At 72.9% G+C, this 9,164-nt stretch carries 8 protein-coding genes and 1 pseudogene; 2 read left to right on the plus strand and 7 right to left on the minus strand.

Annotation, left to right across the window (positions count from 1 at the left end):
• Positions 1-41: 41 nt before the first annotated feature.
• The 7 genes and pseudogenes from J7E94_RS32215 to J7E94_RS32245 form a co-directional block, all read right to left on the minus strand.
• A pseudogene (locus J7E94_RS32215) lies at positions 42-794 on the minus strand (GMC family oxidoreductase); the annotation flags it as partial.
• A gap of 261 nt (positions 795-1,055) precedes the next feature.
• Entirely contained in the window at positions 1,056-2,198 is a 1,143-nt protein-coding gene (locus J7E94_RS32220; RefSeq protein ID WP_215020369.1) for a glycosyltransferase family 4 protein, read from the minus strand.
• A gap of 62 nt (positions 2,199-2,260) precedes the next feature.
• The gene (locus J7E94_RS32225; protein ID WP_215020370.1) at positions 2,261-3,394 is read right to left on the minus strand and encodes a hypothetical protein; all 1,134 of its coding nucleotides are present in this window, start codon (positions 3,392-3,394) and stop codon (positions 2,261-2,263) included.
• Positions 3,395-3,533: 139 nt separating this feature from the next.
• The gene (locus J7E94_RS32230) at positions 3,534-4,586 is read right to left on the minus strand and encodes an NlpC/P60 family protein (RefSeq protein WP_215020371.1); all 1,053 of its coding nucleotides are present in this window, start codon (positions 4,584-4,586) and stop codon (positions 3,534-3,536) included.
• A gap of 292 nt (positions 4,587-4,878) precedes the next feature.
• Positions 4,879-5,907, minus strand: a complete 1,029-nt coding sequence (locus tag J7E94_RS32235; protein WP_215020372.1) for a C40 family peptidase — start codon at positions 5,905-5,907, stop codon at positions 4,879-4,881.
• A 251-nt stretch (positions 5,908-6,158) separates the two neighbouring features.
• Positions 6,159-7,523: an NYN domain-containing protein gene (locus J7E94_RS32240; RefSeq protein ID WP_215020375.1), complete on the minus strand. Its 1,365-nt coding sequence runs from the start codon at positions 7,521-7,523 to the stop codon at positions 6,159-6,161.
• A gap of 40 nt (positions 7,524-7,563) precedes the next feature.
• Positions 7,564-7,806: a hypothetical protein gene (locus J7E94_RS32245; protein WP_215020373.1), complete on the minus strand. Its 243-nt coding sequence runs from the start codon at positions 7,804-7,806 to the stop codon at positions 7,564-7,566.
• Positions 7,807-7,969: 163 nt separating this feature from the next.
• Here J7E94_RS32245 and J7E94_RS32250 point away from each other — a divergent pair, with 163 nt between their 5' ends.
• Together J7E94_RS32250 and J7E94_RS32255 are read left to right on the plus strand one after the other, a co-directional pair.
• On the plus strand, positions 7,970-8,692 hold the full coding sequence (locus tag J7E94_RS32250; protein ID WP_251057560.1) for a rhomboid family intramembrane serine protease: 723 nt from the start codon (positions 7,970-7,972) through the stop codon (positions 8,690-8,692).
• On the plus strand, positions 8,689-8,970 hold the full coding sequence (locus J7E94_RS32255; protein WP_008738815.1) for an Lrp/AsnC family transcriptional regulator: 282 nt from the start codon (positions 8,689-8,691) through the stop codon (positions 8,968-8,970). The genes J7E94_RS32250 and J7E94_RS32255 overlap by 4 nt, the downstream gene beginning before the upstream one ends.
• Positions 8,971-9,164: the final 194 nt, after the last annotated feature.

Consider the following 9,164-nt stretch of genomic DNA (forward strand, 5'->3'; position numbering starts at 1 on the left):
CACCCCCGCCCTGAAGGGCGGAGCACTGGCCAAGATCAGAGGTAGATGACCTCACCCGCGAGCGCGGACCTGGTGGCGGTCCCGGCCGCCTCCCGCTTCATGTACTCGAAGTCGTAGACGTTCGGCACGAACACGGTCTTCAGCCCGGTGTTCTGCGCGTGCTTGCGCGAAACCCGCGCGAACCGGTACCACTCCGTGGACTCGAACCAGGCCGGGTCGATGTCGTTCACGCCGAGCATGGCGCGGGCGCGCGGGTAGTGGACCCCGTACATCTCATCGGCATCGACCCCGGGGAACACCTCGGAGAAATAAGACCTCTTCGGCGTGGGCGCCATCCCCCCATTGACGAGCGACCCACCACCCACCCCCCGCCCCACGTACACCGACATGTCCCCGTAGTTCACACGGTCCAGCACACCTGGATACGGGCTGATGTTGCGGTTGACCACGTCGAGCCAGAGGAACTGCGCCAGCGGCGCCTCGGTCCGCGTACGGAACCACATGGACCGCTGGTCCGGCGCGGAGGTGGAGGGAAAGACCTTTCCGTCGGCCCCGGGACCGTCCCAGAGCCGCCCCATCTCGAGCACGACGGTCCGCACCCCGGCCTGCCCGAGCCGCAGCGCGGCAACGGCGGACCCGTACCCGGACCCGACGACGATCGCCGGAGCGTACTGGACTGCGCCCGGCTCGGCGGCAGAGGCGGAGGAGAGCCCGATCCGCGTGAACCCGAGAGCAGCCGCGGTCTGAAGGGCGCCGATGCCGAGTATTTGACGGCGCGTCAGTTTTGATGTCATGGCCGCATCATGAGCGGAATCCAGCCGTCCAGCCATACTCCGCCTTGACAGACACCTGAGAGACAGTCAGACATGACAGTCGCGCAACCGTGGCGGCACCGGGCCGATCGCCGCCAGATCACCTCACCCACGTAGCGATCCGACGCGCCGACGCCCGGGCCGGCCACTGCCCTGCCTGGCCGGCCTCGGCCGGTCCTCACCGACTCCGCCCGCCCGGGCCCCGCATCGAAGCCCCGAAGCCCCCGAAGCCCCCGACCGCCCCTACAACAACTCCCGCAGCCGCCCCGCCAGCAGATCCCAGCGCCACCGCTCCTCGACCCAGGCACGCCCCGCGGCCCCCATCCGTTCCCGCAGGGCCGGGTCCAGCAGGAGGGTCGCCACGCGGTCCGCCGCGTCCTCGGGTGAGCCGCCCGGGACGACCCAGCCCGTCTCTCCGTCCAGGACCGCGTCCGGCGCCCCGCCGGAGTCGCCCGCGACCACCGGCAGGCCCGTCGCCGAAGCCTCCAGGTAGACGATGCCGAGGCCCTCCACGTCCAGCCCGCCCCGCCGGGTCCGGCACGGCATCGCGAAGACGTCCCCCGCCCCGTAGTGCGCGGGCAGTTCCGCCCATGGCACCGCCCCCGTGAACCGCACGGACCCCGCCACGCCCTTGGCCGCGGCCAACGCACGCAGATCCGCCTCGTATGGCCCCCCGCCCACGATCAGCAGCACCGCGTCCGGCACCGCCGCCAGGATCCTCGGCATCGCCTCGATCAGCGTGTCCTGCCCCTTCCGCGGCACCAGCCGCGAGACGCACACCACCACCGGCCGGTCCGTCAGCCCCAGCCGGGCGCGGACCTCCGCCCCGCCCGATTCCGGGTGGAAGGTCTTCTCGTCCACCCCCGGCGGGAGTTGCACCATCCGGGCCGCCGCCCGCTCCGTCACCGCCGAGGCGATCCGCGAGCGCGTGTACTCCCCCAGGTAGGTCAGCGTGTCCGTGCCCTCGCCGATCCGCCGCAGCAGCTGCCGCGCGGCCGGCAGCTGGGCCCAGCCCGCCTCGTGCCCGTGCGTCGTGGCCACGATCCGCCGCGCCCCCGCCCGCCGCAGCGCCGGGCCCATCAGCCCGAGCGGGGCCGCCGCCCCGAACCACACCGACTCGCAGCCGTGTTCGCGCAGCAGAGCTGCGGCCCTCGCCGTCACCCGCGGCGTCGGCAGCAGCATCGTCGTACGGTCGCGCACCACCGGGAACGGCTGCTCGGCGTCGAAGGCAGCCGTCGCCTCGCGCCCCTCCTCACCCCGTTTCCAGGTGGAGGCGTAGACGACGACACGGTCGGGATCCAGCCGCAGCGCCATGTTGTGCAGGAAGGCCTGGATACCGCCCGGTCGCGGCGGGAAGTCGTTGGTCACGATCAGCGTCTTGTACATCGTCAGCCGACGATACCGTTCACGGAAGCCGGCTGCGCAGCGCCTCCCGCAAGGCCCAGTACTCAACGCAGCTCACTCCTCAGCGCCTCCCGCCAAGCAGACGTCAGCCCCGCCCGGTCGACGCCCAGGGTCTCCTGCAGCGCCGTCGGGAGGGACTCGCGCCCCGCCCGCTCGTACAGGTCCACCAGCGCCGCCTCGCCCCACTTCTCCGCGATCAGCCGGCAGGCCAGCCAGGAGCCCTCGTACGCCCGGGCCAGTGCGTCGGGGTCGCCGCCGAAGGCGAAGGCCTCCGTGTCCGGCAGGGCGGCCGGCACCTCGCCACGCCGTACGGCCCGTGCCAGCGCGGGGGCGCCCTGCTTGGGGGTGGTGGGGGTGCCGCGGTACGCCGCCCAGTCCGCGAAGCCCTCGGAGAGCCACAACGGCGTCGTCGCGGTGGTCGCCGCACGAGTGGCCACGTGGGTGACCTCGTGGGTCAGGACGACGCGGCGGCCCTCCTCGCCCAGCTGGGCCCACCCCTCCGGGTTGACCACCACCCGGTCCGCGGGTGCGGGCCCGGCCCCCACATGGCCGGTGGTGACGGCCCCCAGCCCCCGGTAGGCGTCGGCCGGCCGGCCCAGCAGCTCCGCCATCCGGTCCAGGGATCCCGGGACCAGTACCACCAGCCGCCCCGCCCACGGCCGGGGCCAGGCGGCGCTCGCCGCGGGGACGGCCCGGTCTGCCTCGGCGGCGATCGCGGCCAGGTCGGGGGCCCCTTCGCCGCCCAGCACCAGCGAGTGCGTGCCCCGGACCTCCGTCACCGGCCCCTGGTCCCACAGCTGCGGCAGCGCGCCCGGCGCGGGCCGGTCCGCGGTGACCCGCCACTGCTCGCCGCCCCCGCCGTCCCCGGTGGCTTCGCGTACGAGCTCCAGCCGGCGCGCCGAACCGCCCGGCGCCGTGTCGTAGCCCGCCAGCCGGTAGCGCAGCTCGGCGCCTACGAAGGCCCGCGCCCCGTCCGGCCGCACCGAGGTGACCTCGTACGACCAGCCCTCCAGCGGGATCCCGGCGAGCCGCTCGGGCGGCACGCGCGACCAGTCGGCGACGGCCCGCCGGATGTCCCGCTCGGCGGTGCCGGCCGGCCGCGCACCGCATCCGGCCAGCAGGACGCACAGCAGGAGCGGCAGCACCAGCACGACACGACGGCGACGGGGGGCAAACACCCGCCGATCGTACGCACAGACGCTCTCCGGGAGCGGCACACGCACTCGCCCCGCCAACCGGAAGGACATCGGAGAACGGAAATCCGAAACGGAGACCGGAGCCCGGCGACCGGCGACCGGCGACCGGCGCCGCGTAACCTCAAGGCCGCGTGACCGCCGACACCGGCATCATCCCCACCGGGTCGTACCGCACCCTGGCCCCGGGATACGGCGCGTGCACCACCTGCCCGTTCCCGACGTACATGCCGACATGGCTGGCGTCGGAGCGGTAGGTCACCAGGTCGCCCGGCCGCGCCTGCGACAGGGGCACCTGGTGGCCCGCGTGCCGCTGCGCCTGCGAGGTGCGCGGCAGTGAGACTCCGGCCTGCCGGTACGACCAGACCATCAGGCCGGAGCAGTCGAAGCCGGAGGGGCCGGTGGAGCCCCACACGTACGGGCGGCCGACCGCCGCCCGGGCCGCCATCACGGCGGTCGCGGCGCGGCCGGAGGAGGCGCCGAGCGAGGACGGGTCGGGCAGCGCGCCGGGGCGGCCGCCGGAGCGCGAGCCCCGCTCGAAGTCGGCGCGTTCCTCGGACGGCATGGCGTTGAGCAGCCGCCGGGCCGCCGCGAGCTTCGCCGTGACGGACCGCTTGTGCCGGGCCACGTCGGAGCGCAGGGCGTCGAGTTCGGCGAGTTTGCGGGAGGCCTCCCGGCGCTCCTGGCCGAGCCGGCGCTGCTCCTCCCGGAGTTCGTCGAGCTGCCGGGCCTGGCGACCGGTCAGCCGGTCGAGTGCGGCGGCCTGCTCCAGGTAGGCGTCGGGGTCCTTGGAGAGCATCAGGCCGACGGTGGGGTCGATGCCGCCGCTGCGGTACTGGGCTCCGGCGAAGGTGCCGAGGATGCCGCGCATGGTGTTGATGCGCTCCTGGCCGCGGGCGACCGTGTCCTGGGCGCGGTCGACCTCGGCGCGGAGCCGGTCGGCCTTCTCGCCTGCCTCGTTGAAGCGCTCGGTGGCTTGCTCGGCCTCCTCGAAGAGCCGGTCGACCTGGGCGCGCGCGCTGTCGGACGGGTCCTGCGGGAGGCCGGGGGCCGCGCTCGCGGGTGCGCCCGTCATGGCAACCGCGGCCGTGGCCACGGCGGCGGTGAGGACGGTGACCTTCGTGTTCCGGTCGAGGCCGGCGAGACCGCTGAGGCCGGTCCGGCGATGGGACGCCACGTGAAACCGCTCCCTTCCGCTGCGCGGTGCCCGGGTCCGCCCCCCGTGGACGGCCGTGTGCCGGGTCCGCGCTGGCCGACAGTAGCCGCGCCACCGGGCACCGGCCAACGACCGCCGACGGGTACACACAGTGACGCCCCGCCGGAGACGCAGGTCACCGGCGGGGCGTGTGGTCAGGGCGAGGCCCCGTAATTCGCCCGGATGGGCGGTGTACGGCGCGTCCCGGACCGGAAGTTCGACTCCCCGACCGGAAGTTCGCCGTCCGGACCGGGAGTTCGACGTCCGGGCGGACTCAGCCGACGCGGACGCCGAACTGGAAGGGCATGTTGTCCATCGACTCGTACTTGATGCCGCCACGCGGGTTCGAGGCGTGCAGCGTCATGTTGTTGCCGGCGTAGAGGCCGACGTGGTGCAGGTCGCCGTAGAAGAAGACCAGGTCACCGGGCTGGAGCTGGCTGCGGCTGATGCGGGTGCCGTCGTTCGCCTGCGTGTAGGTGGTGCGGGTGATGTTGACGCCGGCCTGCTTGTACGCCCACTGCGTCAGACCGGAGCAGTCGAAGGCGCTCGGGCCGGTGGCGCCGGAGACGTACGCGCCGCCCAGCTTGGTCTTCGCGGCTTCGAGGGCGGCTCCGGCGCGGCCGGAGGCCTTCACGTTGCCGAGGTCGACGCGGCCGCTGTCGCTGCGGCTGGCGCGCGACTCCTCGTCCTTGAGCGCGGCGCGCTCCTGGGCGGTGAGGGTGTTGAGCAGGGCCTGGGCCTCGGCGAGCTTCTCCTGCGAGACCCTCTTCTTCTCGCCGAGCTCCTTGCGGGTGGCGTCGAGGTCGGCGAGCTTGCCGGCGGCCTCCTGGCGCTGCTGCGCGAGGCTGCGCTGCTTGGCCTGGATCTTCTGGACCGCTTCGACCTGCTTGCCGCTCAAGTGCTCCAGGGAGGAGGCCTTGTCGAGGTAGCTGTCGGGGTCCTCGGAGAGGAGGAGGGCGAGGGACGGGTCGATGCCGCCGTTGCGGTACTGGGCGCTGGCCATCGAACCGAGCGTGTTGCGCAGCTCGTTGAGGTCGCCCTGGCCGCGTGCGACCTGGTCCTGGAGCTGCCCGATTTCCTTTTCGAGCTTCTCCTGGCGTTCCTTGGCCCCGTTGAACTTCTCGGTTGCCTGCTCGGCCTCTTCGTACAGGGCGTCGACCTGGGACTTGACCTCGTCCTTGCTCGGCTTCGCCGGGGCGGCGGAGGCGCCCTGGGAGGAGAGCACGACGGCCGCGGCCGCGGTGGCGGTGAGCACGGTCACACGAGCGCGGGTCGGCTGCTTGGGTCGACGGTGGGACGCCACGAAGGCGAGCTCCTTCTTCCTTGAGCCGCCGAAGAACGCAACTCGGCAGCACCTCCGCCGCCACCCCGAATGAGTGATCTACCGCACGAAGGTTTGAACAGACCTTAGTGACCTCGCTGTGATCAGTTCAAATCAAGTCGGCAAAAACTTGCTCTCCGACCAGCTTCTTTACCTACAGCGCACGCTCTGTGCCGGGCACTTGACGGTACGTCCCCTGCGAGCCCTGCCAATTCGGGCATACGGGCCAGCAGTTACGAAACGCGCGAAAGCCGCTTCAGCAACAAGGCGGACGCCACGGGCCGCGCACCCGCCTTGGCCACCCCGTCGGCGACCTCCCGGTCCGTGGAGACCACGACCACCGGCCGGCCGGGCGGCTCAGCGCGCACCAGCTGGCGGATCAGCTCGTCCGCCGTCACCCCGGCCTTGGAGAACAGCACCCGCACCCCGCGCGGCGGCGCGAGCAGCACCGGGGCCGCCAGTTCCGCCCCGTCGAAGACACAGGTCATCTCCGCGCCCGTCTGAGCGGCCAGCATCGACAGCCCGCCCAGCAACCGCAGCCGCTGCTTCTCCAGCGGCATCGTCGGATAGCCCGTCTTGGTCACGTTGTAGCCGTCGACCACCAGATGCGCCTGGGGCAGTGCCAACAGCTGGTCCAGCAGCGCCGGATCGGTCTCCGACAGCGCACGCGCCGCGATGTCCTTCGGCGTCATACGGCCCGGCTCCACCGCGTCCACGGTGTCCGCCGGGCGCGTGTTGACCGGAGGCAGGGCAAGCTCGCGGCGCAGCCCCGCCGCCGCGTCCAGCACGGTGTCCAGCAGCAGCCGCAGCCGCATGTCCTCGATGCTGCGGCCCTCGCGGGTGGCCCGGCGCGAGGTCTCCAGCGCCGTCTCCACCTCCGCCAGCCGCGACCTGAGCCGCCGGGCCTCGCTCTCGGCGGCGGCCACCCGCGCGGCCGCCTCCCCGCGGATCCCGTCGATCTCGGAGTTCACCTTGCGCAGGGCCGCCTCGCCGCGCTTGACGTCGCTGAGCGCGCTGCGCAGCTTGCGCTGAAGCGATTCCGCTTCCCTGCGCGTCGCCTCCAGCTCGGCCCGTACCTGCTCGCCGCCGGCGCGCTGCAGGTCCCGTACGTGGGCCAGTTCCTCGCGGAGCCGGTCCAGCTCGCGCCGGGTCTCCTCGCCGACCCGCTCGGCGTCGGCGCGCTGCGCCTCCTCGCCCGCGGCGGCGACGAGCTTGACCCACCCGGCCGGCCGCAGCACGTAGGCGGCGGCCGCCACGTCCAGCGGATCGGCGGCGGCGGGCGGCGCACCGGTCTCCAGCGCCCCGGCCAGGTCGCCCTGTGCCTCGCGCAGCTTCTCGGCGACCCGGCTGCGGAAGACGGCGTCGGTCTCGACCGCGGCGGCCATGGCGTTGCCCGCGAACTTGGCGCGCCGGGTCGGGGTGAACCGGGCGTACTGGCGCAGCTGCGCCGGAAGGTCCGCGACCGTCAGTCCGCCGAACGCCTCCGAGACGAGCGCGACGACCCGGCGCCGCACGCCTTCCGGCAGCGGGCGGTCGAGCACCTCGGCGGCGTCGCCGGCCGCGTCGGCCGGCTCAGCGCCGCTTGCTGGCTCCACAATCCGTCACCCCTACCGTGATCTACCTGTGGGCGCGGCTCCCTCAGGAGTCCGCGCCCGGCCTGTCCACGAGCTCGATCTGGTCCACCGCGTTGCACCAGCGGCAGCGGACCGACTCGATGGTCTCATTGACCACCTCGCGCTCCTCGACCTTGGGCTCCCCGGCGAGGTCCAGGTGGACGTACTCGACGACCTTCGACGAACGGGTGACATCGAAGCGCGTGAGGTTGCCGCACAGGGTGCAGCGCCACCGGGTGGTGTCGGTCGGCAGGGGAACCGTCGTCATCGGGCCGCTCTCTCCTTCGTAGCTCATTCAATTAAAGCCGCCCGCGTCCGTTGAAGCCGTCCGCGTCCGTCCGCGTCCGTTCTGGCGGACCGCAGGACCGCAGCTCGTAACCCTACGGCCTGGCACCGCTTCAGGTGGGCCCGGTTGCGTCATGCTCTGTCACATGATCGTAAGGTGGCGGGCCGTGCGCGAGGCTGCCCGGGGACCGGTGGTCACCCAAGCGCTGATCGCGGGCTGCGCGGTGGTGTTCGTACTGGGCCCGGCCTCGGGGCTGAACCCGGTCTACGGGACGGGCGACGAGCTGCTGGCCGCCGGGACGGCGTACTTCCGGCGCTGGGGCGTGGTCCCGGACGAGCTGTTCACGGGCACCCCCCGGGCCTGGCTGACACCGCTGACCGCGCTGTTCGTCCACGGCAGCTGGCTGCACCTGCTGGGGAACATGCTCTTCCTCTACGTCTTCGGCGCGATGGCGGAGGAGCGGATGGGCCGGCCGGCGTTCCTCGTCTTCTACGTCTGCACGGGCTACGTGGCCCTCGCGGCCTACGCGGCGGCCAACGCGAGCTCCTCGCAGACCCTGGTCGGGGCCTCGGGAGCCATCTCGGCGGTGCTGGGCGCCTTCCTGTGCCTGCTGCCGCGGGCCAGGGTGACGAGCCTGTTCCCGTTCCTCTTCTTCCTGCCGCTGCGGTTCCCGGCGTGGATCGTGCTGCTGTTCTGGTTCGCCCTCCAGGGGGTCGCGGCGCACCGGGCGGGCAGCGGGCCGGGGGTCGCCTATCTGGCCCATCTGGTGGGCTTCTCGGTCGGCTTCCTGTACGCGTGGGCCCGCTATCGGCGTACGACTAGAGTGAAGCGACCAGCGACGGCCACCGAGGGAGACAGCCAGCCGTGATCACCGCGATCGTGCTCATCAAGACCAGCGTGGACCGCATCCCCGAGATCGCCGAGTCCATCGCCGCGCTGGACAGCGTCAGCGAGGTGTACTCGGTCACCGGGACGTACGACCTGATCGCGCTGGTCCGCGTGGCCCGCCACGAGAACCTGGCGGACATCATCCCGGGCCGCATCAGCAAGATCCCGGGCGTGGAGGCGACGGACACGCACGTGGCGTTCCGTACGTACTCCCAGCACGACCTGGAAGCCGCCTTCGCCATCGGCCTCGACGCGTAGCCCTCCGCCGGGCGTGCACCGCGGGCCCCCGTTCGCCTCAATCGCCGGCGGGGCTGGGGTGGTGTCCCCGGGCGGGGTCGTGACCGCCGGTGCGGTCCGCGGGGTCCCTCCGGGACGTCTCCTCGGCTCGCGCACCAAGCCCGGCTTCGACATGTTCAGGGTGGTTGCGCGCTCGTCCTGCGGGGACGTCCCTG

It is taken from the genome of Streptomyces sp. ISL-94 (assembly GCF_018614075.1).
Taxonomy (GTDB): domain Bacteria; phylum Actinomycetota; class Actinomycetes; order Streptomycetales; family Streptomycetaceae; genus Streptomyces.